The following is a 23,615-nucleotide window of genomic DNA, read 5'->3' as shown; positions in this document are numbered from 1 at the left end:
GTCGTCCGCGGTCACGTCCGGTCGGCGGACCGCGGTCGCCATCGCGAACGACGGGCACCCCCGCCCGTGCCGGTCGTGATCCGGCACGCGCGGGGGTGCGCGTCTGCTGTGGCGCCGTGGCTACGCGGCGGCGACCGCGTGGCGGTCGTCCGCGTCGACGGGCCGGCACCCGCTGAGCGGGCACGGTGGTGGGGCCCAGGTCGTGGTGGCGAACGCGGGGACGAGCCCGGCGAACGGCCAGCGGCCCGCGAACCGCTGCAGGTACCAGAACACGAACAGGTGGTCCGGTTCCGCCGGGTCGACGACGAACTGCGGTCGGCCGCCGAGGTCGTCGACCCAGGCGGCGTAGGCGTTCGCGACCAGCCCCGGCGGGCGGGCGGCCCGCCGGGTGAGGAGCCAGTCCTCGGCCCGGCCGCGCCAGTCTGCCAGCGCCGTCGGGTGCACGGTGGCCCCCGGCAGCTCGCGGAGGTTCGCGGTGAATGTGCCGATCGTGACCCCGTCCGCGCCGTACGCGGTCGAGATCAGGGTGAGCAGGGAGTGCGGGCCCGGGATCGGGCCGTCGGTGTGGATGTGCGTCGTCACGTGTGGTGACGCCGGTGGGGCGAGGGGCATGACGGATCCTGTGCGTCGTTGGAGCTGGTGACGGCTCACGGCGCGGGACTGGCCTGCGTGGTGAGCGGATCCGCGGCGCGGTACTCCGCGTGGCGGGGTGGACCGGGCCCCGTGGATCGGGCACACGGGTTCGGTTGTGGAGTTTGGCGGTATCAAGTTGGGCGGTATGCGGTTGTCCGCCGCGGGCACCTGCCCGGTGTGCGCGGCGCAACGACGCTAGGGCCGCGGCGGCCACCAGGTCAACGCGCGTCCCAGGGAGCGGGATCGGTGTGCAGCCTGCCCAGCACGAGCACGTCGACCCGGGCCCCGTCGACCTCCCACGCCTCCCGCATCCGTCCCTCGTGGACGAAGCCGAGCGCGGCCGCGAGCGCCGCCGAGGCGTGGTTCGGCTCGGCGTGGTGGTAGGTGACCCGGTGCAGCCCGAGGCCGCCGAACCCGAACCGGACGACGGCACCGACGGCGGCCCGGGCGAGCCCCCGGCCGCGGGCGGCGGGCAGCGTCCAGCAGCGCACCTCGGCGGTGCCGTGCGCCAGGTCGAGCTGCTCCAGGGTGACCTCCCCGAGCATCTCACCGGTGGTCGGCTCGGCGACCGCCCAGGCACACCGCGTCCCGCTGGCCCAGCCGTCGATCCGGCCCGCGACGTGCGCGGTCACGGCGGCGTCGAAGTCCGCGGCCTCCGGATCGGGACGGTTGCGCCAGCGCCGGATCTCCGGGTCCCGCGCGGACGCGGCGACGGCCGGGCGGTCGTCCACCCGGTCGTCGTGCCGCGGGCCGCGCAGGTACCAGGCCCCGGCGTTGATCTCGACCGGGTCGAGCGACACCTGGCTCAGTCCTTGATCTCGCAGATCACGGTCCCCTGCGACACCGACGCACCCTGCTCGGCGCTGAGCCCGGTGACGGTGCCGTCCTTCGGCGCGGTGACCGGGTTCTCCATCTTCATCGCCTCCAGCACGACGATCAGGTCGCCCGCCGAGACGGTGTCGCCGTCGGCGACCGCGACCTTGATGATCGTGCCCTGCATCGGCGCGGTGACGGCGTCGCCGGAGACCTTGGTGCCGCCGCCCTTGCCGGCCCGCTTGCGCGGCGCGGCCTTCGCCGCGCCGGCGCCGCCGCCCCCGCCCAGCGCGAGATCGCCGGGCAGCGAGACCTCCAGCCGGCGGCCGCCGACCTCGACGACGACGGTCTGCCGCTCGCCGGTCTCCTCGTCGGCCCCGGCGCCGCCCTCGAACGGCGGCACCGTGTTGTCCCACTCGGTCTCGATCCACCGGGTGTGCACCGTGAAGTCCTCGACGGACTCGGCGGTGAAGGCCGGGTCCGCGGCGACCAGCCGGTGGAACTCCAGCACGGTCGCCATGCCCTCGACGCGGAACTCGTCCAGCGCGCGGCGGGCCCGCTCCAGGGCCTGCCTGCGGTCGGCGCCGGTGACGATGAGCTTCGCCAGCAGCGAGTCGAACTGGCCGCCGATCACCGAGCCGTCCTCGACGCCGGCGTCCACCCGCACGCCGGGGCCCGCCGGGTACCAGATCCGCTCGACGGTGCCCGGCGCCGGGAGGAAGTTGCGGCCCGCGTCCTCGCCGTTGATCCGGAACTCGATCGCGTGCCCGCGCGGCGCCGGGTCGTCGGTGAGCTCCAGCTCGTGGCCCTCGGCGATCCGGAACATCTGCCGGACCAGGTCGATCCCGGTGGTCTCCTCGGAGACCGGGTGCTCGACCTGCAGCCGGGTGTTCACCTCCAGGAAGGTGATCATCCCGTCCTCGCCGATCAGGAACTCGACGGTGCCGGCGCCGAAGTAGCCGGCCTCCTTGCAGATCGCCTTGGACGCGTCGTAGAGGGTGGTCCGCTGCTCGTCGGTGAGGAACGGCGCGGGCGCCTCCTCGACGAGCTTCTGGAACCGGCGCTGCAGCGAGCAGTCCCGGGTCCCGACGACGACGACGTTGCCGTGCTGGTCGGCCAGCACCTGCGTCTCGACGTGCCGGGGCCGGTCCAGGTAACGCTCGACGAAGCACTCGCCGCGGCCGAACGCCGAGGTGGCCTCGCGGACCGCGGAGTCGTAGAGTTCGGCGACCTCGGAGCGCTCGCGGGCCACCTTCATCCCGCGGCCGCCGCCGCCGAACGCGGCCTTGATCGCGACCGGGAGGCCGTACTCGTCGGCGAAGGCGAGCACCTCGTCGGCGCCGGAGACCGGGTCCTTGGTACCGGGCACCAGCGGCGCCCCGGCCCGGGTGGCGATGTGCCGGGCGGTGACCTTGTCGCCGAGGTCGCGGATCGACTGCGGGGACGGCCCGATCCAGGTGATCCCGGCGTCGATCACGGCCTGGGAGAAGTCGGCGTTCTCGGAGAGGAAGCCGTAGCCGGGGTGGATGGCGTCGGCGCCCGCCTGCTTCGCGGCACCGATCACCTTGTCGATGTCGAGGTAGGACTCGGCGGCGGTCGAGCCACCCAGCGCGAAGGCCTCGTCGGCGAGCCGGACGAACATGGCGTCCCGGTCCGGGTCGGCGTAGACGGCGACGCTCGCCAGGCCCGCGTCCTTCGCGGCTCGGATCACACGAACGGCGATCTCGCCCCGGTTGGCGACGAGCACCTTGCGCAGTGCGGGCACGGTACGAACTCCTCGGGTCGCAGGCGCCGGCCCGGTGCTCCGGCGCTGGGTTACCGGCGAGTGTAAGAGCCGGATCCCCGATCGTTCCGCGCGGAGACTGTGGTGAACGCAACTCACCCCGGACGGGTGGGGTCGCTGACGTCGTCGTGATCGGTCCAGAGGTGAGTCGGGCCACGTGAGGGGTGGTGCCCCGGGCGGAGGGTCCCCGCAACTCCACACCCCCCAGTGGTGGAGTTGCGGGGATCGCCGAGCCCCGACCCCCCGGGGCAGTCCTGTGCGGCGCGGCCGCCGCTCAGCCGCGCCCGCCGAGGGCGACGGCCCGCTGCGCGGCCAGTTCCTCGGCGAACGCGGGCTCCGCGGCGAGCATCGCGCCGAGCCCGAACGCGCCGACGCTGAGCGCCGCCGCGGCCGGTCCGATCGCCGTCCAGTCCGGGCGCATCGACGGCGCCAGCTCGGGATGCCGCTCCCGCACCCGGCGCAGCGCCTCGTCGCCGGCCCTGGTGCGCACCGGGATCCGCGCGCCGAGCAGCACCGTCACGGCGACCATGGCGAGCGTCGCGACCAGCAGCGCACCGACCGGGCGGCCGTTCGCCAGCCCGGCGAGTACCCGGACCAGGCCGAGTGCGGCCACCAGGCCGGGCGCGACGGCGGCCGAGCGGAGCCGGTCCCGCCCGGGGGCGCCCAGCACCAGTCCGGCGACCTCGAGCCGGCGGGCGATCCGGTGCAGCTCGGCGGCGACCGCGGCGTGCGTGCCGAGGCTGCGGCACGGGATCAGTCGGTGCGCCGAACGGTGGATCGCCCGCTGCAGCCCGGTCGCCGACCGGGTGACCGGACCACCCGCACGGACCTGGCCGGGTGTCCGGTCGGAGGTGAGCACGGTGCCGTCGACGTGCATCGCGGACAGCGCCGCGTACACCGCGAGGGCGGGTCCGCCGTTGAGGTACGCGACGTCCTCCGGGCGGCCGTCCACCGTGCGGACCCCGGCCGGGTCACCGGCGACGACCCGGGAGCGGTACCAGAGGGTCAGTGCCGTCACGACGAGGGCGAGCAGCAGGTACGCCGTGAGGAAGGCCGATGCGCTGACACCCCAGGTCTCGCCGGTGAGGTTCGTGCCCATTCCGGCCTCCCCGTGCAGGTCCGCGCGCTTCATCGTTCGAAGCAGTGTGCGCCCGCTCACGGGGAGGCTCGCCGGATTTCACAGAGACTTGAGGTTGCCCGGAGCGAACGGCCGACACCCGATCGGGTGGACTCGGCCGTTCGGTCCAGCACCCTCCGGCGCGGCCGTCACGGCCCGGTGTCAGCCGGTCGCCGACCGCACCTGTCGCTTGATCCGGGCCAGCATCGCGGCGATCCCGCGCAGCCGCAGCGGGCTCACCGCCTCGGCCAGGCCCAGGTCGGTGTAGAAGTCGTCGGGGACCTCCAGCACCGCCTCGGCGGGCTGGCCGTCCAGCCCGGTGTACATGATCGAGGCGAACCCGCGGGTGGTCGGCGCCTCCGGCGGCGCCGAGAAGAACAGGTGCACCGGGCGGTCACCGTCGTCGGCGACCTCGACGGCCAGGAACAGCGGCGACTGGCACTCGTGCACCTGCTCCATCGAGTCGGCGGCGTCGGCGTACCGCTCGGGCAGCTCGGGCAGCTCCCGGGACAGCTCCAGCAGCAGCTGCAACCGGTCCTTCGGGCCGAGCGCGGCGAAGTCGTCGACCAGTTCGGCGAGAGCCGGTGGGAGGCTCACCCGCGCTCCTCGCCCTGCGCGATCGGCACCCGCACCGCGTTGCCCCACTCGGTCCAGCTGCCGTCGTAGTTGCGGACCCGGTCGAAGCCCAGCAGGTAGGTCAGGACGAACCAGGTGTGGCTGGAACGCTCGCCGATCCGGCAGTAGGCGACGACGTCGTCGGAGGGCTTGAGGCCCTGCTCCTGCTCGTAGATCGCGGCCAGCTCGGCGCGCGACCGGAACGAGCCGTCGTCGGCGGCGGCGCGGGCCCACGGGACGCTCGCGGCACCCGGGATGTGCCCGCCGCGGACCGCGCCCTCCTGCGGGTAGTCCGGCATGTGCAGCTTCTCGCCGGTGTACTCCTGCGGCGAGCGGACGTCGACCAGCGCCCCGCCGCCGTCCGGCACCAGCCGGAGGTGGGCGAGCACGTCGTCCTTGAAGGCCCGGATCGCCGCGTCGTCCCGCTCCACGACCGGGTAGTCGGCGCGGGCCGGGGTGGGGGTGTCGGTGGTGGTCTCGCGGCCCTCGGCGATCCACTTCGCCCGGCCGCCGTCGAGCAGCCGCACGTCGGCGTGGCCGAACAGCGAGAACACCCACAGGGCGTAGGCGGCCCACCAGTTGTTCCGGTCGCCGTAGACGACGATCGTGGTGTCCCGGCCGATGCCGCGCTCGGACATGATCTCGGCGAACCGCTCCCCGTCGACGTAGTCACGGGTCACCGGGTCGTTCAGCTCGGTGTGCCAGTCGACCTTCACCGCGCCCGGGATGTGGCCGGTGTCGTAGAGCAGCACGTCCTCGTCGGACTCGACGACGACCAGGCCGGGATCGGCCAGGTGCTCGGCCAGCCAGGCCGTGGTGACCAGCCGCTCGGGGTGCGCGTACTCGGCGAGCTTGGGGTCCGGGTCGTTCGTGACAGCCATGGCGGGAGGGTAACCGCGCGGCCGGTCACCCACACGCGGGCTCAGACGCCGAAGTCGGAGTCGTCCCCGTCCGGGCGCGGACCGTGGATCGTCCGGTCCTCCGGCGCGATCCACAGGTCGTTGATGCTGGCCTCGCGCCTGCGCATCAGGCCGTTGTCGGCGAACTCCCAGTTCTCGTTGCCGTAGCTGCGCCACCACTGCCCGTCGGCGTCGCGGGACTCGTACCGGAACCGCACCGCGATCCGGTTCCCGCCGAACACCCACAGCGACTTGCGCAGTGCGTAGTCGAGCTCGCGTTCCCACTTCGCGGTCAGGAACGCGACGACCTCGTCGCGGCCGGTCAGCCAGGTGTCGCGGTTGCGCCACACGGTGTCGGGTGTGTAGGCGAGCGCCACCTTCTGCGGGTCGCGGGTGTTCCACGCGGCCTCGGCGGCGAGCACCTTCTTCCGGGCGCCGGCCTCGTCGAACGGCGGGAACGGGGGACGGGAACCGTCACTCATCAGGACTCCTTGCCACCCGGGACCGGCACTCCGGACCGTGGGTGCCAGAGGTCGACCACGCTCACCCCGATCCCGCCGAGCAGCCGGCGCAGCAGCGGGAGGCTGATCCCGATCACGTTCGACGGGTCCCCGTCGATGCCGTCGACGAACCAGCCGCCGAAGCCGTCCAGGGTGAAGGCGCCCGCCACGTTCAGCGGCTCGCCGGTGCCGAGGTAGGCGGTCAGCTCCTGCGGGGTCGGATCGGCGAACCGGACCCCGGTCACCGCGTGCCCCTCGGCCTCCTTGGCGACCGCGCCGCCGGCCAGCAGCAGCACCGCGTGCCCGGTGAGCAGCTCACCGGTCCGGCCCGCCATGGACAGCCAGCGGCGGCGTGCGGTGTCCGGATCGCCGGGCTTGCCGACCAGCTCGCCGTCGACGTGCAGCATCGAGTCGCAGCCGACCACCAGCGCGTCCGGGTGCTCGGCGGCGATCCGGCCGGCCACCGCCGCCGCCTTGGCCGCGGCCAGCAGGGTCACCTTGCGCGCGGGCTCGGCGTCCGGGTGGGCGGCGAGCAGGGCGTCCTCGTCGACGTCGGAGACCTCGACGAGCGGATCGGCGCCCGCGGCGCGGAGCACGCCGAGCCGGGCGGGGGAGGCGGAGGCGAGAACCAGTCGCACGGGCGGACCCTATCCGCCGCCGGGACAGCCGACCGGCGGGAACCCGTCGGCGCGCCCGGCGAGCCACGGCAACGAGTCGGCGAGCGCGGCGGAGAACAGGTCGAAGTCGTGCCCGCCGCCGTCGACGGTCCGGGTGCAGACGTCGATCCCGGCCGCCCGGGCGGCCGGTGCGAGCCGGTGCGCGGCGGCCAGCGGCTGCGGATCGGCGGAGCCGGTCTCGAACCAGCCGCCGAGGCCGGGGAAGCGCCGGGTCGCCAGCAGCGCGGCGGGCTCGTGCGCGGCGAACGCGGCCCGGTCGCCGTCGAACAGGTCGCCGACGGTGGTCCCGACGGCGTTGGTGTCGCCGGACCGGGGCCCGGCCAGGCCCGCGTAGTCGCCGAAGGTGCCGAACACGGCGGGATGGCGCAGCGCGAGCATGACCGCGCAGGAGCCGCCCTCGGACAGCCCGGCCACCGCCCAGGCGGGGCCGGGACCGAGGGTGCGGAAGGTCCGGTGCACCGCGGCGACCAGGTCGTCGGTCAGGTAGGTCTCGGCCCTGCCGGCCGGGCCGTCGACGCACTCGGAGTCGGCGGTGACCGATCCGTTGATGTCCGGCATGACCAGGATCGGGGCCCGGCCGCCGTGCGCGGCGGCGAACGCGTTCGCGGTGTCGGCGGCGCGGCCGCCGTCGATCCAGTCCTGCGGCGATCCGGGGGTGCCGTGCAGCAGCACCACCACCGGGAGCTGCGGCCGGGGCCGGGCGAACCAGGCCGGCGGGACCCAGACCAGCGCCGGCCGGGCGTCGAACCCGGACGCCGCCGCCGGGATCGGGAACGGCGCGATCTCGCCGTGGCCGGGGACGCCGGTGCGGGTCAGCAGCTCGTCGAGCGCGACCTGGTCGGCCGGTGCGTCGCCGAGCACGAACCCGAGATCGCGGTAGTAGTCGTAGTAGCCGTTGGCGAGCGCGCCGGTGTTGACGACGAGCAGCACCAGCACGACGGCGAGCACCCCGGGCCGCGGGAGCCGCAGCAGCCGCAGACCGACGACCACCAGCACGCTGACCGCGGCCAGCGCGGCCAGGAACCCGGTCGTCGTGATGTCGGTCCGCAGCAGCGCGTTCACCGGGACGGCACCGGCGACGTCAGCGGGGCAGCCCCGAGGCGCGCCAGGCCCCGCGCCCCGCGACCAGCGGGGCGCGCAGCTGGGACGCCGGGTGCGACCACAGGTCCGGCGCGGCGGGTGCCCGCTCCGGCCCGCCCGCGCCGGCCGCCGCGGCGACGACCGCGGTGAGCGCGGCCAGCTCGTGGTCGTCCGGGTTGCCCCGGACCACCCGGAACAGCGCGCGGCGCTGCTCCGGGGTCTGCTCGGTGCTCTCCTGCGGGCCGGCCATCAGAGCGGGATGTTCCCGTGCTTGCGGGTGGGGCCCTGCTCCCGCTTGGTGGCGAGCATCCGCAGCGCGCGGCCGACGTAGCCGCGGGTGTGCGACGGCGGCACGACCGCGTCGATGTAGCCGCGGTCGGCGGCGATGTAGGGGTTGCAGAGGGTGTCCTCGTAGTCCTGCTGCAGCTTGGCCCGCTTCGCCGCCAGCTCGTCGCCCTCCAGGGCCTTGAGCTCCTTGCGGTAGAGGATGGACACCGCGCCCTGCGCGCCGGTGACCGCGATCTGCGCGGTCGGCCAGGCGATGTTCACGTCGGCGCCGAGGTGCTTGGAGCCCATCACGTCGTAGGCGCCGCCGTAGGCCTTGCGGGTGATCACGGTGACCTTCGGGACGGTCGCCTCGGCGTAGGCGTAGATCAGCTTGGCGCCGCGCCGGATGATCCCGTTCCACTCCTGCTCGGTGCCCGGGAGGAAGCCGGGGACGTCGACGAAGGTCAGCACCGGGATGTTGAACGCGTCGCAGGTCCGGACGAACCGGGCGGCCTTCTCGGAGGCGTCGATGTCCAGGCAGCCGGCGAACTGGGTCGGCTGGTTCGCGACGACGCCGACGCTGCGGCCCTCGATCCGGGCGTAGCCGATCACGATGTTCGGCGCCCACAGCTCCTGGATCTCCAGGAAGTCCTCGTCGTCGACCACCCGGCTGATGACCTCGCGGATGTCGTACGGGGTGTTCGCCGAGTCCGGGATCAGCGTGTCGAGCTCGAGATCGGAGTCGGTGAGCCCGTCGGTGATCGAGCCGTCGACGGGCTCGGCGGCCGGGAACTCCGGCGGCTCGGACAGGTTGTTCGACGGCAGGAAGCTCAGCAGCTGCTTGACGTAGTCCAGCGCGTCCGACTCGTCGCCGGCCAGGTAGTGCGCGACGCCGGAGCGGGAGTTGTGCGCCCGGCCGCCGCCGAGCTCCTCCATGTCGACGTCCTCGCCGGTGACGGTCTTGATCACGTCCGGGCCGGTGATGAACATGTGGCTGGTCTCGTCGACCATCACGGTGAAGTCGGTGATCGCGGGGGAGTACACCGCGCCGCCCGCGCACGGGCCCATGATCAGCGAGATCTGCGGGATCACGCCGGAGCTGCGCACGTTGCGGGTGAAGATCTCGCCGTAGAGGCCGAGGGCGACCACGCCCTCCTGGATCCGGGCGCCGCCGCCGTCGTTGATGCCGATCATCGGGCAGCCGATCTTCGTCGCCAGATCCATCACCTTGACGATCTTCTCGCCGTAGACCTCGCCGAGCGCGCCGCCGAACACCGTGGCGTCCTGCGAGAAGATCGCCACCGGGCGGCCGTCGATGGTGCCGGTGCCGGTCACCACGCCGTCGCCGAACGGGCGCTTGTCCTGCATCCCGAAGTTGGTCGACCGGTGCCGGGTCAGCGCGTCCAGCTCGACGAACGAGCCGGGATCGAGCAGCTGGTCGATCCGCTCGCGTGCGGTCTGCCTGCCCTTGGCGTGCTGGCGCTCGACGGCCGCCGCGGATCCGGCGTGGATCGCGTCGTCGAAACGCTGGTACAGGTCGGCGAGCTTGCCCGCCGTGGTGTGCACGTCAGGTGCGGCCCCACCGTCGTCCGGGGTCGCCATCGGCTCCGTTGCGGCGCTCATGAGGCGGGAGCCTAACCCGGCGGATGCGCGCCGATCGGCGTGATGTCCGCCGCAGCGCACCCGGTCGGGTGAGGAGCGTTATCGATCCGGGTCCTGCCGAGGGCGACGGTGTGCCGTACGCCCGTTACGGTGCGCGGTGATGACGACCGGGACGAACCCCGACGAGGGTGCCGACGAACCGCTGGACGTGTACGCCCTGCGCACGGCGGTGCTGCGCCCGGCGGGCGGCTGGACGGCGCTGGACGTGGTCGCCTCCACCGGCTCCACGAACGCCGACCTGCTCGCCGAGGCCGGTCGGGGCGCGCCGGACCGGTCGGTGCTGATCGCCGAGGAGCAGGTGCGCGGCCGCGGCCGGCTGGACCGCACCTGGACCTCGCGGCCCGGTGCGGCGATCACGATGTCGGTGCTGTGGCGCCCCGAGGGGGTGCCAGCCGACCGGCTGGGCTGGCTGCCGATGCTGGCCGGGGTGGCGCTGGTGGACGCGGTCACCGAGGTGGCGCCGGGCCTCCCGGCCGCCCTGAAGTGGCCGAACGACCTGCTCGCCGGGCCGTCCCGGGGCAAGGCCGCCGGCATCCTGGCCGAGATGACGGCGGTGTCCGGTGGCGGGCCGGGCGTCGTGCTGGGCATCGGTCTGAACGTCGCCACCCCGCCGCACGAGCTGCCGTGGGGGGCGACCTCGCTGGCCGCGCACGGGCTGAGCGCGACCCGCCCCGAGGTCGTCGTGGCGCTGCTCGGGCACCTGTACCTGCGCGAGGCCGAGTGGCGCGACGCCGGCGGGGACGCCGACGCGTGCGGGCTCCGGTCGGACTACCGGTCGCGCTGCGCCAGCCTCGGCTCCCGGGTCCGGGTGGAGCGCCCCGGCGGCGACCACATGGTGGGGATGGCCGAGGACGTCGACCCGCAGGGCAGGCTGCTGGTGCACCTGGAGAACGGCGACCGGGTCGCGGTCGCCGCCGGCGACATCGTGCACCTGCGCGCGGCCGATCATCCGTAGCACACCGCCGGCTCAGCCGGCTCACCCGTTGCGCTGACCAGCGGGTTCGCACCGCGCGTCGGCCCGGCGACCGGCCCGCGCCGTTCTAGCCTGGGGTCATGGCGTTCCCGGACGACGCGCTCGGCGAGGACGAGCGCGTCGTGCTGCTCGGCCGGCCGCACTGGCGGTTGTGCCTGCGCCCGGCCTGCGCGCTGCTGCTGGTGGCGGCGGTGGCCGGGTTCGCCGCGGCGGTGGTGCGGTTGCAGGTGTGGGCGCCCTGGGCGTGGGCGCTGCTCGGCGTGCTGGCCGGGCTCGCCGTGACCCGGACGACGGTGCTGCCGCTGGTCCGCTGGCGCTGCTCGCACCTGCTCGTGACGAACCTGCGGTTCGTCGTCCGGGAGGGGATGGGCGCCCGGGAGGGGCTGGACGTGCCGATCGACCGGATCGACGCGGTGCGGGTCCGCAGCACCACCGTCGAACGGCTGCTGGGCTGCGGCACCCTGGCGCTGGACGTGGCGGGGGAGCGGCTGACCTTCCGGCACGTCCCGGTGGTGGAGCGGGTGCAGGCCCGGCTGCACCGGGAGATCGGCCGGACCGGGAGCGCGCGGCGCGGCGCGGCGGACACGGCGCCGGGGGAGACGCAGCGCACATCCCTCCGGGGGCGTGCGGGTGCCGCGGCCCGGGAGAGGATGGGGGCGTGAGCAGCCTGCCGACGACGGTGCGCGACGCCGATCTCCCCGAGCGTGTCGAGATCTACGAGGTCGGGCCGCGCGACGGCCTGCAGAACGAGTCGGCCGTGATCCCGGTCGAGATCAAGGCGGAGTTCCTGGACCGGCTCGCCGACGCCGGGCTGCGCACCCTGGAGGCGACCAGCTTCGTGCACCCGAAGTGGGTCCCGCAGCTCGCCGACGCCGCCGACCTGCTGGCCCGGCTGCACCGCCGCGACGGGCTCGACTACCCGGTGCTGACGCCGAACGAGCGCGGCCTGGACCGGGCGATCGAGGCGGGCTGCGACCACGTCGCGGTGTTCGCCTCGGCCACCGAGACCTTCGCGAAGCGCAACCTCAACCGGACCCTCGACGAGCAGTTCGCGATGTTCGAGCCGACCGTCACCCGCGCCGTGCGCGAGGGCCTGCGGGTGCGCGCGTACGTGTCGATGGTGTTCGGCGACCCGTGGGAGGGCGGCGTCGACCCGGACCAGGCGGCCGCGGTGGGGGCCCGGCTGATGGAGATGGGCTGCGACCAGCTCTCGCTGGGCGACACGATCGGCGTCGCCACCCCGGCGCACGTCGGAGCGGTGCTGGACGCCTGCGCCGCGCGCGGTGTCGGCGTCGACCGGATCGCCGTGCACTTCCACGACACCTACGGCCAGGCGCTGGCCAACACCCTCGCCGCGCTGCGCCGCGGCGTGACGACGGTGGACGCCAGCGCGGGCGGTCTGGGCGGCTGCCCGTACGCCGGGTCGGCGACCGGCAACCTCGCCACCGAGGACCTGGTGTGGATGCTCGACGGGCTGGGCATCGCGCACGGCGCCGACCTGCGGGCGCTGGTCGACACCAGCGTCTGGATGGCCGGGCACCTGGGCCGGCCGTCGCCGTCGCGGGTGGTCACCGCGCTGGCGCCGGAGTCCTGACCCCGGCCGTCCCGCGGAGCACGCCCAGCACGTCGTCGTGCAGCAGTCCGTTGCTGGTCAGCCCGTGCCCGCCGGCGTAGGTCGGGTTCCCGGTCAGGTCGGTCAGCCGGCCACCGGCCTCGGCGACGACGGCGGCCGGTGCGGCCAGGTCCCACGGATTCGCCGCCGGTTCCACGGCCACGTCGAGCACGCCCTCGGCGACCAGGCAGTGCTGCCAGAAGTCGCCGAACGCGCGGGACTCCCAGCACACCTCGGTGAGCGCGGTCCAGCCGTCCCGGGAGACCGGCCCGGGCTCGGTGCGGAAGGTGTCCTGGTTGGTGGTGGAGACGTAGGCGTCGGCGACGTCCGAGACGCCGGACACCGTGATCCGGTGCGGGGTGCCGGACGGCAGGTCGCGGGCCCACGCCCCGGCGCCGGTCGCGCCCCACCAGCGCCGGTGCAGGGCCGGCGCGCTGACCACGCCGACCACCGGCACACCGTCGACGACCAGCGCGATCAGCGTCGCCCAGGCGGGCACGCCCCGGGAGAAGTTCTTGGTGCCGTCGATCGGATCGACCACCCAGCCGCGCCCGGTCGGCGCGCCGCCGCTCGCACCGCGCTCCTCGCCGAGCACGGCGTCCCGCGGGCGCTCGTGGCCGAGCGCCGCGCGGATCGCGTCCTCGGCGGCGGTGTCCGCGTCGGTCACCGGCGTGCGGTCCGGCTTCCGGGTGACCCGCAGGTCGGCCGCCCGGAACCGGGGGAGGGTGATCGCGTCGGCGAGATCCGCCAGCCGCAGCGCGAGATCGAGGTCACGCGGGTCGGCGGGCACGTTCTGCTCGGGGCTCACGTTCGGCGAGCATGCCAGTCCACACGCACGGCTCCGCGACCCCGTCCCGGGCCGGCGGGCCTATGCTCGGCACGATGACCACCGTGGTGCTTGCCGAGGACGATGCGGCGATCGCCGAGCCGCTCTCCCGGGCACTGCAGCGGGAGGGATACGACGTCGAGGTCGTGTCGGACGGGCTCGGGGCGCTGGACCGGGTCACCCGTGACCCGGCGGACCTGCTCGTGCTCGATCTCGGACTGCCCGGCATGGACGGCCTGGAGGTGTGCCGGCGGGTCCGGGCCGCCCGGTCCGATCTGCCGGTGCTGATGCTCACCGCGCGCACCGACGAGGTCGACTTCGTGGTCGGTCTCGACGCCGGCGCCGACGACTACGTGTCTAAGCCGTTCCGGCTCGCCGAGCTGCTCGCCCGGGTGCGGGCGCTGCTGCGCCGCCGCACCCAGGACGTCGTCGAGGTGGGGGGCCTGCGGATGGAGCTCTCCGGGCGCCGGGTGCTGCTCGACGGCGAGGAGGTCACCCTCGCGAACAAGGAGTTCGAGCTGCTGCGGGTGCTGATGACGCACGCCGGGCAGGTCGTCACCCGGGAGGAGATCCTGCACGCGGTGTGGGGCGACGCCGACATGAAGTCGTCGAAGACGCTGGACATGCACATGTCGTGGCTGCGCCGCAAGATCGGCGGCGAGAAGCGCATCGCGACCGTCCGCGGGGTCGGGTTCCGCTACAACGCGGACTGACCGATGCGCCGCCGGATCCTGGTCTCGACGCTGCTCACCGTCGCGGTGACGGCGCTGTTCCTGGGCGGTCCGCTGGCGCTCGCGACCTGGCAGCTCGTCGAGGACTTCACCCGCGCGGAGCTGACCCAGCGGCTCGAGCAGCTGACCGGGACCCTGGAGAACAGCGGCACCGCCGCGCCACCGCCGGGCGCGATCGAGCTGGCGATCCCGGCGAACAGCAGGCTCACCATCGAGATCCCGGACACGCCGACGATGGAGTACGGCGTCCGCGAGGTGGTCGACCCGGTCGCCGAGTCGCTGCCGTTCGGGCCGGGCGGGACGATCACCCTGGCCCAGCCGACCGCGATCATGCGGGCCCAGCAGACCCAGGTCGTCCTGGTGGTGATGCTGCTGGTCGGCTTCTCGGTGACGGTCGGCACCGGGGTCGCGATCTACACCGCGCGCCGGCTGTCCGATCCGCTGCGCGATCTCGCGGCCCGGGCGGCCCGGCTGGGTGCCGGGGACTTCCGCCGCTCCCCGGCCCGCTACGACATCGCCGAGCTGGACCGGGTCTCGGAGGTGCTCGACTCCTCGGCGACGGCGCTGGCACAGCTGCTGCAGCGCGAGCGGGCGCTGGTCGGGGACGTGTCGCACCAGCTGCGCAGCCGGATCACCGCGCTGCAGCTGCGGCTCGACGAGCTGTCCACCCATCCCGATCCGGACGCCCGCCGGGAGGCGCTGGCCGCGCTGGAACAGACCGAGCGGCTGACCGGGGTGCTCGACGACCTGCTGGAGTCCGCCCGCGCCGCCCGCGCGGTGGGCGCCGAGCCGGTCGACCTGGCCGAGGCGCTGGAGGAGGTAGCGCAGGAGTGGCGGGTGCCGCTGTCGCGGGCCGGGCGGTCGCTGCGGTTGCGGGTGCCGGACGGGATGCTCGCCCGGGTCACCGCGGCCCGGCTGCGGGAGGCCGTCGGCGCGCTGGTGGACAACTCGGTGCAGCACGGCGACGGCCAGGTGACGATCAGCGCGCGGGCCGCGGACAACGCGTTGCAGGTGGAGGTCTCCGACACCGGCCCCGGGGTGCCGGAGGAGCTCGTCCCGCACGTGTTCGACCGCGGGGTGTCCGCGCAGTCGTCGACCGGCCTGGGGCTGGCGCTGGCCCGCACCCTGGTGGAGGCCGACGGCGGGCGGCTGGAGCTCTACCGGGCCCGGCCGCCGGTCTTCCGGATCTACCTGCCCGCGGCCCGCACCGACGACGTCGCGGCCGGTGCGCCGGCGGCGGAGCGGACCGGCCCCCGCTAGGGCGCGGCGAGCTGCTTCTTGATCTCGGTCTTCAGCACCTTGCCGATCTTGGAGCGCGGCAGGTCCGGCCAGATCTCGATCTGCTTCGGTGTCTTGACGGCGCCGATCCGGCCCTTGACGAACGACGTCAGCTCCGCGGTGTCCAGCTCGGCGCCGGGGCGCAGCTGCAGGACGGCGGTGACCCGCTCGCCCCACTTGTCGTCCGGCAGCCCCACCACGGCGCAGTCGGCGATCCCGGGATGGGCCATCAGGGCCTGCTCCACCTCGGCGGAGTACACGTTGAAGCCGCCGGTGATGACCATGTCCTTGGCCCGGTCGACGATGAACAGGAACCCGTCGTCGTCGAGGTAGCCGATGTCGCCGGTGTGGTGCCAGCCGTGTGCCGACGCCTGGGCGGTGGCATCGGGATCGCGGTGGTAGCCGCGCATCACCAGCGAGCCGCGGACGACGATCTCGCCGCGCTCGCCCCGGCCGAGCAGCCGCCCGCCGTCGTCCATCACGGCGACGGTGACCAGCGGGGACGGCCGCCCGGCAGAGGACAGCCGGGCCCGCGCGGGCTCCCCGTCCGGGCCGAAGTGGTCCTCCGGGGGCATCGTCGAGATCATCATCGGCGCCTCGGTCTGGCCGAAGAGCTGGGCCATCACCGGCCCGATCCGGGTCAGCGCCTCCTCCAGGCGGGTCACCGACATCGGTGCGGCGCCGTACCAGAAGCACTGCAGCGACGACAGGTCCCGCCGGTCGAGCGAGGGATGGTCGAGCACCATGTAGATCAGTGTCGGCGGCAGGAAGGTGTGCGTGACCCGGTGCCGCTCGACGTGGTCGAGGAAGCCGCCGACGTCCGGGCTGCGCATCACGACGACCGAGCCGCCCCGGCACAGCACCGGGAAGCAGAGCACCCCGGCGGCGTGCGTGAGCGGGGCGAGCGCCAGGTAGACCGGCCGCCCGCCGCGGGCCGGCCACGGGTAGCTCATCAGCGTGATCGCCGTCATCGTCTCGATGTTCGTGCCGGTCAGCACGACACCCTTGGGGCGCCCGGTGGTGCCCCCGGTGCCGACGATCATCGCCACGTCGTCCGGGCAGGGCCGGTCGACCGGCCCGGTGCCGCCGGCCAGGAAGGTCTCCCAGCCCAGCGCCCAGCCGGGATCGCCGTCCAGGCAGACCAGCGTCCGCAGCCCGGGCAGGTCGTGCCGGATCGCGTCCACCAGCGGCGCGAACGCCGCCTGGAACACCAGCACCGAGCAGCCGAACAGGTCGAGCAGCTCGCGGTTCTCGGCGGCCTCGTTGCGCGGGTTGACCGGGCACCACACGGCGCCGGCCCGGCTGATGCCGAACACGCAGGTGAACGCGGTGGGATCGTTCGCGGACAGCACCGCCACCCGGTCACCCGGCTCGACCCCCGCGGCGGCGAGGGCGGCGGCGATCCGGTCGCCGAGCTCCCGCACCTCGCCGTAGCTGCGGATCTCGCCGTCGCAGACCAGGCACGGTGCGTCGGGGCCCAGCGACACACCCTTGTCCAGGTGGTCGATCAGGCGCATCTCACATGCCCATCCCGCCGTCGACGGGCAGCCCGGCGCCGTTGACGAAGCGGGCGGCGTCGGAGGCGAGGAAGGCGACCGCGTCGGCGATGTCGGTGACCTCGCCGAGCCGGCCGGACGGGGTCAGCTCGATCACCGCGCCGACCGCGGCCTCGGGGCTCTCGAACAGCCCCAGCCCGGACGTCTCGACGGCCAGCTTCTGGCCCATCGCGGTCGGGACCAGCCCGGGGTACACGCAGTTGACCCGCACCCCGTAGCCGAGCTTGCCGGACTCCATCGCGGCGACCCTGGTCAGCCGGTCGACGGCGGACTTGGTCGCGGAGTACCCGCCGATCGCCGGGAACGCGATGGTCGCGGCGACCGAGGCGACGTTGACGACGGTGCCGCCGCGGCCGGCCGGGCCGCCCGGGCGCATCGCCCGGAAGGCGTGCTTGATCCCCAGCATGGTGCCGACGACGTTGACCTCGAGCATCCGGCGGACGTCGTCCGGCTCGGTGTCGACGAGGAGCTGGGTGACCTCGATCCCGGCGTTGTTCACGACGACGTCGAGGCCGCCGAACCGCTCGACGGTGGTGGCGACGGCGGCCGACCAGGACGCGTCGTCGGTCACGTCGAGCCGGACGGCCCCGTGCTGGTCGCCGAGCGCCTCGGCGAGCTTGCCGCCGAGCTCCTCCTGGACGTCGGCGATCACCACCCGGGCCCCCGCGGCGGCCAGCGCCCGGGCCATGCCCTCGCCCAGACCCTGGGCTCCTCCGGTGACGAGTGCGGTACGGCCGGTCAGATCGATCTGGGTCACTGGCACTCCTGTGTGCAGGTGATGGGGACCACACCATGGGCGATGATCCATCCGGCTGTCAAGAAATCTCCGGCCAGATGTCAAGTTTTCTGTGACCGGTCGTCCGGTGATCGGTTAGAGTCCCGGTCATGGCGCGGGCGAATCCGGTCGACAAGCACGACGCGCGGCGTCGTGCGCTCGCCGACTCCGCGCTGCGGACGCTCGGCGAGCTCGGCTACGCGCGGTCGTCGCTGCGCGAGATCGCGAACAACTCGCCGTTCAGCCACGGGGTGGTGCACTACTACTTCGCCGACAAGCTCGATCTCATCGTCTACTGCGTGCGGCGGTACAAGGCGGTCTGCGTCACCCGCTACGACGGCGCGGTGGCCGGCGCGACGACCGCGGACGGCCTGGTGGCGGCGTTCGCCGGCAAGCTGCGCGAGACGATCGTCGAGGAGGCCCCGATGCACCGCCTCTGGTACGACCTGCGCGCGCAGAGCATGTTCGAGGAGAGCCTGCGCGAGCCCGTCGAGCAGATCGACCGGACGTTGGAGGAGATGGTGTGGCGGGTCGTCGTCCGCTACGCCGAGCTCGCCGTGGCCGAGCCCGCACTGCCCCCGCACACCGCCTACGGCATGCTCGACGGCATCTTCCAGCAGGCGCTGCTCGGCCACCTGTCCGGCGACGGCGCGGCGCTGGACACGCTGCGCGACGAGGTGCACGACGTCATGCCGCTGCTGGTGCGCGCGGCCGCCCGGGTCTAGTCGGCGGTCGGCGGCACCGGCTGGCGTCGCACGAACTGCTCCGGCCAGACGAACCGGCGGAACGCCCACCAGCGGAACGCCATCCCGGCCAGCGTCCCGACGATCTGCCCGGACACGAAGTCGGCGATCTCCTGGGTGACCAGCGAGACGCCCGGCACCTGCAGCTCGAGCACGTACCGCGAGATCGCCAGCGGCGCCGAGTACACGGCCACCCCGGCCCCGCTGATCAGGAAGAACAGCGCCGCCTCGTGATGCCGCTCGCGGCCGCCCCTGGTGCGGAACGACCACTCCCGGTTGAGCACGTACGACACGATCGTCGCCACCAGCACCGCGAACACCTTCGCGGTGACCGGCTTGGTGTCCAGCACGGTCGTCTTGAGCAGCAGGAACACCACGGTGTCGATGACCCAGGTGGTGCCGCCGACCATCAGGAACTTGATGAGTTCGCGGTGCTTGATGGCCTTGTCACGGTACGGCTGGGGGATCCGCGCGAGCGTCGCCTCCACCACCGTCACGTGGGCGATCGTGCCAGATTACGCTTCACGTCCTGTGGAGAGGGTTGACAGCGCAGGGAAGAGCGGGCTGCCCACGGTCGGCATGGTCGGCGGCGGGCAGCTGGCCCGGATGACCGCCCAGGCGGCCGTCGCGCTCGGGCAGACACTGCGGGTGCTGGCGGCCTCGCCGGACGACCCGGCGGCCCGGGTCACCCCGGACGTGGTGGTCGGCGATCCGGACGACGCCGGCGCGCTGCGCGAGCTCGCCGTCGGCTGCTCGGCGGTCACCTTCGACCACGAGGGCGTCCCGCAGGAGGTGCTGCGGCCACTCGCCGAGGCGGGGATCCCGCTGCGGCCGCCGCCGTCGGCGCTGGTGCACGCCCAGGACAAGCTCGTCATGCGCAGGCGGCTGGCCGCGATGGGCCTGCCGGTGCCCGACTTCGCGGAGGTGGACGGCGCCGCCGACGTCGAGGCGTTCGGCGCGGCGCACGGCTGGCCGGTGGTGCTCAAGGCCACCCGCGGCGGGTACGACGGCCGCGGCGTCTGGTTCCTGCGCGGCCCGGACGCCGCGCTGGTCACCGACCTGCTCGAGCGCGGCACCCCGCTGATGGTCGAGACCGCGGTGCCGATGGTCCGGGAGCTGGCGGCGAGCGTGGCCCGGTCGCCGTTCGGTCAGGCGGCCGCCTGGCCGGTGGTGGAGACCCTGCAGGTCGACGGCCAGTGCGCCCGGGTCACCGCGCCCGCACCCGGGCTCGGCGACGACGCGGCCGCGCGGATCCAGGAGACCGCCCTGCGGATCGCGGCCGAGCTGGGCGTGATCGGGCTGCTGACGGTCGAGCTGTTCGAGACCGCACCCGGCGAGATCGTGATCAACGAGCTGGCGATGCGCCCGCACAACTCCGGGCACTGGACGATCGAGGGCTCCGTCACCTCGCAGTTCGAGCAGCACCTGCGCTCGGTGCTGGACTACCCGCTCGGTGCCACCACACCGGTCGCGCCGGTCGCGGTGATGGCGAACGTGCTCGGCGCGCCCGAGGAGCCCGCGATGTCGATGGACGAGCGGCTGCACCACTGCTTCGCCCGCTTCCCGGACGCGCGGGTGCACCTCTACGCCAAGGACGGCCGGCCGGCCCGCAAGATCGGCCACGTGACCGTGCTGGGCTCCGACGGCGACGCCGTGCGGGAGCGCGCCGAGCTGGCCGCCGGCTGGCTGGCCACGGCGAGGTGGGCCGACGGCTGGTCGGCGCACGCGGACGACCCCCGAGAGGACTCCTGATGGCCGAGGCGAGCACCCCCCGGGTGGGGGTGGTCATGGGCAGCGACTCCGACTGGCCCGTGATGAGTGCGACCGGTGCGGCGCTGGACGAGTTCGGCGTGCCGTGGGAGGTCGGCGTCTACTCGGCGCACCGGACCCCGCAGCGGATGCTCGACTACGCCGCCTCCGCCGCCGACCGCGGGCTGCAGGTGATCGTCGCCGGGGCGGGCGGCGCCGCGCACCTGCCCGGGATGGTCGCCGCCGCGACCCCGCTGCCGGTGATCGGCGTGCCGGTGCCGCTGAAGTACCTCGACGGGATGGACTCGCTGCTCTCCATCGTGCAGATGCCCGCCGGGGTGCCGGTCGCGACCGTCGCGGTCGGGAACGCCCGCAACGCCGGGCTGCTCGCCGTGCGCATCCTCGGCGCCGGGGACGAGGCGCTGCGCCAGGCGATGGTGGAGTTCCAGGCCGACCTGGAGCGGACCGTGCTGGACAAGGACGCGGCGCTGCGGGCGACCGCGCGCGGGCAGGGCTGAATTCTCCTGGCGCCGGGCCCGAGCACGTGGTTACGGTGTCGGTACACGGGAGAGGAGGTGGTCCGAGCAGATGAGCTACTGGACACGTGAGGTGGCCCTCAGCTAGCACCACGTTCTGCCGGGCGGGGGGCGACCCCGGCCCGGAGACGGTCGTGGAAGCCGGTGTGGTGCCGGCAATACCAGACGGTCACCCGTGATCCCCGGATCCTGTGGATCCGGGGATCACGCACGTCCGGGTCGTTCAGCGGGAGTCGCTGCGCCGTTCGAGGGCCAGCGCGGCCCGCTCCAGCCGCCGGGTGACCTCGGCCAGGTCCGGCTCGGTGTCGACCTCCAGCGGCAGCATCGGCGCGACCCGGCGGAAGTGGTCGACGCAGGCGGGCAGGTCCGCGTCGCGAGCGCCGTCGGCGAGCCAGCGGTGCAGCGCCTGGTTGTGCGCGGCGACCAGCGCCGCCGCCGTCACCGCGGCGCGCAGCTCGCCGTCCGGCCGGCCGGTCAGCCGGGCCGCGAGCTCGCGGGTGAACAGCCGCCGGTAGTGGTGCACCGAGGCGGCCTCCCGGTCCCGCAGTGCGGGCACCGTGCCGACCAGCGCGAACCGCTGCCGGGCGACCTCCGGGTCGACGGTGTAGAGATCGAAGACGGTCTCCGCGGCACGCAGTGCCAGCGACAGCAGCGGCTCGTCCGGGTGCGCGTCGGCGAACACCTCGGCGATCCGGGAGAGGCCGCGCTCGTGGTCGGGCGACAGCGCGTCCTCCTTGCCGCGGAAGTAGCGGAAGAAGGTCCGGCGGCCGACGCCGGCCGCGGCCGCGATGTCGTCGACCGTGGTGTCGTCGTAGCCCCGCTCGGTGAACAGCCGGGCGGCCGCGGCGACCAGCTCCCGCCGGACCTCCGCACGCCCCTCGGGGGAACGCCCGCGGCGAGTGCTGCTCGTCATGGCACGGAGGGTAGCAAGACGCGTTGCCTCGTGGCACGGAGTGCCGTTAAGATTCGCACCATGAACAGCGACTTCGACAGCTACCGGCTCAGCGACGAGCACCAGGCCCTGCGCGAGGCGGTGCGGGACCTGGCGGAGAAGGAGATCGCTCCGCACGCCGCCGAGGTCGACGAGCAGGCCCGGTACCCGGTCGAGGCGCGGGACGCGCTGGTCAAGGCCGGTTTCCACGCCGTGATCATCCCCGAGGAGTACGGCGGCGAGGGTGCCGACGAGCTCGCCGGGTGCATCGTCATCGAGGAGGTCGCCCGGGTCTGCGGCTCGTCGTCGCTGATCCCCGGGGTGAACGGCCTCGGCCTCACCCCGGTGCTGCTGTCCGCCTCCGACGACCTGAAGAAGCAGGTGCTCCCCTCGGTCGCCGCGGGCGAGGCGATGTTCAGCTACGCGCTGTCCGAGCGCGAGGCGGGCTCCGACGCCGCCTCGATGCGCACCCGCGCCCGCCGCGACGGCGACGAGTGGGTGCTCAACGGCACCAAGTGCTGGATCACCAACGCCGGCGAGTCCACCTGGTACACCGTGATGGCGGTGACCGACCCGGAGAAGAAGGCGAACGGGATCTCCGCGTTCGTCGTGCACAAGGACGACCCCGGCTTCGAGGTCGGGCCGAAGGAGCGCAAGCTCGGCATCAACGGCTCGCCCACCCGCGAGATCTACTTCACCGACGCCCGCATCCCGGCCGACCGGATCATCGGCGCCGAGGGCACCGGGTTCAAGACGGCGCTGCGCACCCTCGACCACACCCGGCCCACCATCGGCGCCCAGGCCGTCGGCATCGCCCAGGGCGCGCTCGACGTCGCCACCGCGTACGTCAAGGAGCGCAAGCAGTTCGGGAAGGCGCTCGCCGAGTTCCAGGGGCTGCAGTTCATGCTCGCCGACATGGCCATGAAGGTCGAGGCGGCCCGGCAGCTGGTGTACGTCGCCGCGTCCCGCGCCGAGCGCGGCGAGGCCGATCTCGGCTTCATCTCCTCGGCCGCGAAGTGCTTCGCCTCCGACACCGCGATGCAGGTGACCACCGACGCCGTGCAGCTGCTCGGCGGCGCCGGGTACACCCGGGACTTCCCGGTCGAGCGGATGATGCGCGACGCCAAGATCACCCAGATCTACGAGGGCACCAACCAGATCCAGCGGATGGTGATGGCGCGCAACCTGCTCAAGTGAGACGAGCGGGGCGCTGAGCCCGGTGGTGGGGTCCCGGCGCCCGCTCAGCCGAGCAGTGCGACGTGCGCGAACACCAGGCCGAGCCACAGCCAGCCCACCCCGATCACCACGCGCTGCACCAGCCCGGCCCGCGGGTCGTCGTTCTCCCACGCGGTGCCGAACGCGCCGAACCCGGCGAGCAGCAGCGCGGCCGTCACGCCCGAGTACCAGCGCCAGCCGGTATCGGCCAGCGTGAAGGCGGCGATCGCGGCTGCGACCGGTAGGGCGAGGAACACCACCGCTCCGGCGTGGTCGTGCAGGTCGTGCCGCCGGGTCGTCGTCTCCGGCGTGCCGTCGGGCGTGCCGGGGGGATAGCCGCGCATCGGGTCCATCCGGAACACCCCGGACGCGACCAGTGCCAGCCCGAAGACGCCGACGGCCACGCCCAGCAGGACGTGCGTCGGCGCGAGCGCGAGCGCGCCGGTGGTGATCGCGAGCCCACAGACGACGAAGTTCGCCGTCTGGATCCCGCCGCGCGGCCCGAGCGCGAGCGCGCTGACCGGATGCCGGACCGGGCTGTAGCCGGGCCGGGTGGCGCCGTCGATCAGGAAGGTGACGACGAACAGCCACGAGCCGAGTGCTCCGGTCCACAGAAGAGCCGTCATAAGGGACAGTTCTAGTCG

The 23,615-nt window shown here is 73.9% G+C and carries 26 protein-coding genes; 9 read left to right on the top strand and 17 right to left on the bottom strand.

Going from position 1 to position 23,615, the window contains the following annotated elements; all coding sequences use genetic code 11:
• Window positions 1-120: 120 nt before the first annotated feature.
• From ACVJO7_RS05315 to ACVJO7_RS05265, 11 genes are all read right to left on the bottom strand, one after another.
• Window positions 121-612, bottom strand: a complete 492-nt coding sequence (locus tag ACVJO7_RS05315; protein WP_491671976.1) for a hypothetical protein — start codon at window positions 610-612, stop codon at window positions 121-123.
• A gap of 239 nt (window positions 613-851) precedes the next feature.
• Window positions 852-1,433 (bottom strand): GNAT family N-acetyltransferase, encoded by a 582-nt coding sequence (locus ACVJO7_RS05310; RefSeq protein WP_491671975.1) that lies wholly within the window; start codon window positions 1,431-1,433, stop codon window positions 852-854.
• Between the two features lie 5 nt (window positions 1,434-1,438).
• Window positions 1,439-3,211 carry an acetyl/propionyl/methylcrotonyl-CoA carboxylase subunit alpha gene (locus ACVJO7_RS05305; protein ID WP_491671974.1) on the bottom strand — a complete coding sequence of 591 codons (1,773 nt, stop codon included), beginning with the start codon at window positions 3,209-3,211 and terminating at the stop codon, window positions 1,439-1,441.
• Between the two features lie 292 nt (window positions 3,212-3,503).
• Window positions 3,504-4,361, bottom strand: coding sequence for a TIGR04222 domain-containing membrane protein (locus tag ACVJO7_RS05300; protein WP_491671973.1), 858 nt, complete (start codon window positions 4,359-4,361; stop codon window positions 3,504-3,506).
• A gap of 147 nt (window positions 4,362-4,508) precedes the next feature.
• Window positions 4,509-4,943, bottom strand: coding sequence for a SufE family protein (locus ACVJO7_RS05295; protein ID WP_344029213.1), 435 nt, complete (start codon window positions 4,941-4,943; stop codon window positions 4,509-4,511).
• Window positions 4,940-5,842 carry a sulfurtransferase gene (locus tag ACVJO7_RS05290; RefSeq protein ID WP_491671972.1) on the bottom strand — a complete coding sequence of 301 codons (903 nt, stop codon included), beginning with the start codon at window positions 5,840-5,842 and terminating at the stop codon, window positions 4,940-4,942. The genes ACVJO7_RS05295 and ACVJO7_RS05290 overlap by 4 nt, the downstream gene beginning before the upstream one ends.
• Before the next feature lie 41 nt (window positions 5,843-5,883).
• The gene (locus ACVJO7_RS05285; protein WP_491671971.1) at window positions 5,884-6,342 is read right to left on the bottom strand and encodes a nuclear transport factor 2 family protein; all 459 of its coding nucleotides are present in this window, start codon (window positions 6,340-6,342) and stop codon (window positions 5,884-5,886) included.
• Complete coding sequence (locus ACVJO7_RS05280) at window positions 6,342-6,998, bottom strand: Maf family protein (RefSeq protein ID WP_491671970.1); 657 nt, start codon at window positions 6,996-6,998, stop codon at window positions 6,342-6,344. The genes ACVJO7_RS05285 and ACVJO7_RS05280 overlap by 1 nt, the downstream gene beginning before the upstream one ends.
• A gap of 9 nt (window positions 6,999-7,007) precedes the next feature.
• Window positions 7,008-8,099: an alpha/beta hydrolase gene (locus ACVJO7_RS05275; protein ID WP_491671969.1), complete on the bottom strand. Its 1,092-nt coding sequence runs from the start codon at window positions 8,097-8,099 to the stop codon at window positions 7,008-7,010.
• Between the two features lie 19 nt (window positions 8,100-8,118).
• Window positions 8,119-8,367 carry an acyl-CoA carboxylase epsilon subunit gene (locus tag ACVJO7_RS05270; protein ID WP_344029231.1) on the bottom strand — a complete coding sequence of 83 codons (249 nt, stop codon included), beginning with the start codon at window positions 8,365-8,367 and terminating at the stop codon, window positions 8,119-8,121.
• A complete protein-coding gene (locus ACVJO7_RS05265; RefSeq protein WP_491671968.1) occupies window positions 8,367-10,007 on the bottom strand; it encodes an acyl-CoA carboxylase subunit beta in 1,641 nt (546 codons plus the stop codon). The genes ACVJO7_RS05270 and ACVJO7_RS05265 overlap by 1 nt, the downstream gene beginning before the upstream one ends.
• Window positions 10,008-10,146: 139 nt before the next feature.
• Here ACVJO7_RS05265 and ACVJO7_RS05260 point away from each other — a divergent pair, with 139 nt between their 5' ends.
• From ACVJO7_RS05260 to ACVJO7_RS05250, 3 genes are all read left to right on the top strand, one after another.
• Window positions 10,147-11,001 carry a biotin--[acetyl-CoA-carboxylase] ligase gene (locus ACVJO7_RS05260; RefSeq protein ID WP_491671967.1) on the top strand — a complete coding sequence of 285 codons (855 nt, stop codon included), beginning with the start codon at window positions 10,147-10,149 and terminating at the stop codon, window positions 10,999-11,001.
• 98 nt (window positions 11,002-11,099) lie between these two features.
• Complete coding sequence (locus tag ACVJO7_RS05255) at window positions 11,100-11,681, top strand: PH domain-containing protein (RefSeq protein WP_491671966.1); 582 nt, start codon at window positions 11,100-11,102, stop codon at window positions 11,679-11,681.
• A complete protein-coding gene (locus ACVJO7_RS05250) occupies window positions 11,678-12,613 on the top strand; it encodes a hydroxymethylglutaryl-CoA lyase (RefSeq protein ID WP_491671965.1) in 936 nt (311 codons plus the stop codon). The genes ACVJO7_RS05255 and ACVJO7_RS05250 overlap by 4 nt, the downstream gene beginning before the upstream one ends.
• Here the strand turns inward: ACVJO7_RS05250 and ACVJO7_RS05245 are convergent.
• A complete protein-coding gene (locus ACVJO7_RS05245; protein WP_491671964.1) occupies window positions 12,588-13,439 on the bottom strand; it encodes an inositol monophosphatase family protein in 852 nt (283 codons plus the stop codon). The genes ACVJO7_RS05250 and ACVJO7_RS05245 overlap by 26 nt on opposite strands.
• Window positions 13,440-13,513: 74 nt before the next feature.
• Here ACVJO7_RS05245 and ACVJO7_RS05240 point away from each other — a divergent pair, with 74 nt between their 5' ends.
• Together ACVJO7_RS05240 and ACVJO7_RS05235 are read left to right on the top strand one after the other, a co-directional pair.
• Window positions 13,514-14,170, top strand: coding sequence for a response regulator transcription factor (locus ACVJO7_RS05240; protein ID WP_344029248.1), 657 nt, complete (start codon window positions 13,514-13,516; stop codon window positions 14,168-14,170).
• Between the two features lie 3 nt (window positions 14,171-14,173).
• Window positions 14,174-15,448, top strand: coding sequence for a sensor histidine kinase (locus ACVJO7_RS05235; protein WP_344029493.1), 1,275 nt, complete (start codon window positions 14,174-14,176; stop codon window positions 15,446-15,448).
• Here ACVJO7_RS05235 and ACVJO7_RS05230 read toward each other — a convergent pair.
• Window positions 15,445-16,983, bottom strand: a complete 1,539-nt coding sequence (locus ACVJO7_RS05230; RefSeq protein ID WP_491671963.1) for an acyl-CoA synthetase — start codon at window positions 16,981-16,983, stop codon at window positions 15,445-15,447. The genes ACVJO7_RS05235 and ACVJO7_RS05230 overlap by 4 nt on opposite strands.
• A 1-nt stretch (window position 16,984) precedes the next feature.
• Window positions 16,985-17,779 carry an SDR family NAD(P)-dependent oxidoreductase gene (locus ACVJO7_RS05225; RefSeq protein WP_491671962.1) on the bottom strand — a complete coding sequence of 265 codons (795 nt, stop codon included), beginning with the start codon at window positions 17,777-17,779 and terminating at the stop codon, window positions 16,985-16,987.
• A gap of 128 nt (window positions 17,780-17,907) precedes the next feature.
• Between ACVJO7_RS05225 and ACVJO7_RS05220 the strand changes: the two genes are divergently transcribed.
• Complete coding sequence (locus tag ACVJO7_RS05220) at window positions 17,908-18,522, top strand: TetR/AcrR family transcriptional regulator (protein ID WP_491671961.1); 615 nt, start codon at window positions 17,908-17,910, stop codon at window positions 18,520-18,522.
• Here the strand turns inward: ACVJO7_RS05220 and ACVJO7_RS05215 are convergent.
• Complete coding sequence (locus ACVJO7_RS05215) at window positions 18,519-19,037, bottom strand: GtrA family protein (RefSeq protein ID WP_491671960.1); 519 nt, start codon at window positions 19,035-19,037, stop codon at window positions 18,519-18,521. The genes ACVJO7_RS05220 and ACVJO7_RS05215 overlap by 4 nt on opposite strands.
• A gap of 34 nt (window positions 19,038-19,071) precedes the next feature.
• Here ACVJO7_RS05215 and ACVJO7_RS05210 point away from each other — a divergent pair, with 34 nt between their 5' ends.
• Both ACVJO7_RS05210 and purE read left to right on the top strand, forming a co-directional pair.
• Complete coding sequence (locus ACVJO7_RS05210; protein ID WP_491671959.1) at window positions 19,072-20,292, top strand: 5-(carboxyamino)imidazole ribonucleotide synthase; 1,221 nt, start codon at window positions 19,072-19,074, stop codon at window positions 20,290-20,292.
• On the top strand, window positions 20,292-20,807 hold the full coding sequence (gene purE / locus ACVJO7_RS05205; protein ID WP_344029509.1) for a 5-(carboxyamino)imidazole ribonucleotide mutase: 516 nt from the start codon (window positions 20,292-20,294) through the stop codon (window positions 20,805-20,807). Before ACVJO7_RS05210 ends, purE begins: the two co-directional genes overlap by 1 nt.
• 241 nt (window positions 20,808-21,048) lie before the next feature.
• Here the strand turns inward: purE and ACVJO7_RS05200 are convergent, their stop codons facing one another.
• Window positions 21,049-21,738: a TetR family transcriptional regulator gene (locus ACVJO7_RS05200; RefSeq protein ID WP_491671958.1), complete on the bottom strand. Its 690-nt coding sequence runs from the start codon at window positions 21,736-21,738 to the stop codon at window positions 21,049-21,051.
• A 60-nt stretch (window positions 21,739-21,798) separates the two neighbouring features.
• On the opposite strand from ACVJO7_RS05200, the gene ACVJO7_RS05195 reads away from it, so the two are divergent.
• Window positions 21,799-22,953 carry an acyl-CoA dehydrogenase gene (locus ACVJO7_RS05195; protein WP_344029516.1) on the top strand — a complete coding sequence of 385 codons (1,155 nt, stop codon included), beginning with the start codon at window positions 21,799-21,801 and terminating at the stop codon, window positions 22,951-22,953.
• Window positions 22,954-22,997: 44 nt separating this feature from the next.
• On the opposite strand, the gene ACVJO7_RS05190 is transcribed toward ACVJO7_RS05195, so the two are convergent.
• On the bottom strand, window positions 22,998-23,597 hold the full coding sequence (locus tag ACVJO7_RS05190) for a DUF998 domain-containing protein (RefSeq protein WP_491671957.1): 600 nt from the start codon (window positions 23,595-23,597) through the stop codon (window positions 22,998-23,000).
• Between the last annotated feature and the right edge of the window lie 18 nt (window positions 23,598-23,615).

The organism is Pseudonocardia sp. DxW (assembly GCF_058448985.1).
This window is presented reverse-complemented; position numbering and strand designations above follow the sequence as displayed.

Bases quoted from the DNA above. Each gene is read 5' to 3' on its own strand.
- purE (WP_344029509.1), top strand. From the start codon at position 20,292: ATGGCCGAGGCGAGCACCCCCCGGGTGGGGGTGGTCATGGGCAGCGAC.
- ACVJO7_RS05190 (WP_491671957.1), bottom strand. From the start codon at position 23,597: ATGACGGCTCTTCTGTGGACCGGAGCACTCGGCTCGTGGCTGTTCGTC.
- ACVJO7_RS05195 (WP_344029516.1), top strand. From the start codon at position 21,799: ATGAACAGCGACTTCGACAGCTACCGGCTCAGCGACGAGCACCAGGCC.
- ACVJO7_RS05300 (WP_491671973.1), bottom strand. From the start codon at position 4,361: ATGAAGCGCGCGGACCTGCACGGGGAGGCCGGAATGGGCACGAACCTC.
- ACVJO7_RS05230 (WP_491671963.1), bottom strand. From the start codon at position 16,983: ATGCGCCTGATCGACCACCTGGACAAGGGTGTGTCGCTGGGCCCCGAC.
- ACVJO7_RS05315 (WP_491671976.1), bottom strand. From the start codon at position 612: ATGCCCCTCGCCCCACCGGCGTCACCACACGTGACGACGCACATCCAC.
- ACVJO7_RS05265 (WP_491671968.1), bottom strand. From the start codon at position 10,007: ATGAGCGCCGCAACGGAGCCGATGGCGACCCCGGACGACGGTGGGGCC.
- ACVJO7_RS05270 (WP_344029231.1), bottom strand. From the start codon at position 8,367: ATGGCCGGCCCGCAGGAGAGCACCGAGCAGACCCCGGAGCAGCGCCGC.
- ACVJO7_RS05290 (WP_491671972.1), bottom strand. From the start codon at position 5,842: ATGGCTGTCACGAACGACCCGGACCCCAAGCTCGCCGAGTACGCGCAC.
- ACVJO7_RS05260 (WP_491671967.1), top strand. From the start codon at position 10,147: ATGACGACCGGGACGAACCCCGACGAGGGTGCCGACGAACCGCTGGAC.
- ACVJO7_RS05255 (WP_491671966.1), top strand. From the start codon at position 11,100: ATGGCGTTCCCGGACGACGCGCTCGGCGAGGACGAGCGCGTCGTGCTG.
- ACVJO7_RS05285 (WP_491671971.1), bottom strand. From the start codon at position 6,342: ATGAGTGACGGTTCCCGTCCCCCGTTCCCGCCGTTCGACGAGGCCGGC.
- ACVJO7_RS05235 (WP_344029493.1), top strand. From the start codon at position 14,174: ATGCGCCGCCGGATCCTGGTCTCGACGCTGCTCACCGTCGCGGTGACG.
- ACVJO7_RS05240 (WP_344029248.1), top strand. From the start codon at position 13,514: ATGACCACCGTGGTGCTTGCCGAGGACGATGCGGCGATCGCCGAGCCG.
- ACVJO7_RS05220 (WP_491671961.1), top strand. From the start codon at position 17,908: ATGGCGCGGGCGAATCCGGTCGACAAGCACGACGCGCGGCGTCGTGCG.
- ACVJO7_RS05200 (WP_491671958.1), bottom strand. From the start codon at position 21,738: ATGACGAGCAGCACTCGCCGCGGGCGTTCCCCCGAGGGGCGTGCGGAG.